Raw genomic sequence first — 1,030 nt, 5'->3', positions numbered from 1 at the left:
TGTGCTGTAGTTGTGTGAGGTTTTTACAATTTTCCCATTGGAGTTTAGATTTGAGGAATTCCCAAAACCGCTCAATTGGGTTGAGTTCAGGAGAGTGAGGAGGTTGAAAAATCGGGATAATGTTATCTGGATAATCGAGAGCTTTCGCTTTGTGAAAAGATCCTTGGTCGAACTGGATAACCGCGATATCATCACCAAGGTCAACAGACAGCAACTCTAAAAAGTTTTGAAAACAATCACCATTTAGGTAGGGGAACTCATAGAAAAAGCTGTATCCATTTAGGGGTTCTACAACTCCGTATAAATAAAAATTTTCACGCTGCCATTGGCTTAAACCTACAGGTTTAACTCCTCTAGCCGTAATTAAACGTCCTGCAATTGTCTTTAATCCTAAACGTGTTTCATCCTGACACAAGTACCTCAATCGTTTCCCCTCTCCAAACTCCTCCTGCAAGAATTTGAATGCTAGAGGAAGTTTTTTTTAAAGTGAGATAGACTTTCTGGGTGTTGCTTGGAGCTTTGAGGACGAGGCACTTTCAACTTCGCACCCAAACGGTTGCGAACAATTTCATACACTGTTTTATAGGCAAGTGAAAGTCCTAATTCGCTCTTGAGCCATTCTTGAATTTGACCATAGCTTTGAAACCCAGATGGCTCCTGCAACCGCTTTTTCAAGCGTTCTAAGTCTGAACCATTGATACTCGGAACTTTCCCTGGTGCATGTTTGACTTCAAGCAAGCCCCTTGTTCCTTCATCTTTATACTTTCTCACCCAACGAGTTATGGTTGCTTCATCACGCCCTAAGCGTTCTGCTAGCGATCGCCTGCTGTTGACTTGATCGCTCTTGAGCCAATAGAGCATTTGCAATCTTTCTTTCCTGCTTGCCGTTGTTGCATGTTTGAGAGCTTTCTCCAATTCTTCAAGGCTTTCTGAAATCTCGATTTGGAATGGACGACTCATCACAAAACCACTAAATGTACCTATCTATAAGTTTGACGTAGTTTGGCGCATCTTCATACAGAATTGGTAT

The 1,030-nt window shown here is 41.7% G+C and carries 2 protein-coding genes; both read right to left on the bottom strand.

Going from position 1 to position 1,030, the window contains the following annotated elements:
* Positions 1-424 (bottom strand): IS630 family transposase (locus RM368_RS38655; protein ID WP_322698959.1); only part of this gene is annotated, 424 nt, incomplete at its 3' end.
* Positions 425-465: 41 nt separating this feature from the next.
* A complete protein-coding gene (locus tag RM368_RS38650; protein ID WP_322698958.1) occupies positions 466-960 on the bottom strand; it encodes a helix-turn-helix domain-containing protein in 495 nt (164 codons plus the stop codon).
* Between the last annotated feature and the right edge of the window lie 70 nt (positions 961-1,030).

The organism is Nostoc sp. DedSLP03, from assembly GCF_034530815.1.
GTDB lineage: Bacteria > Cyanobacteriota > Cyanobacteriia > Cyanobacteriales > Nostocaceae > Nostoc.
Note: the sequence above shows the minus strand (reverse complement) of the source record. Positions and strands in the feature narration are given on the sequence as shown.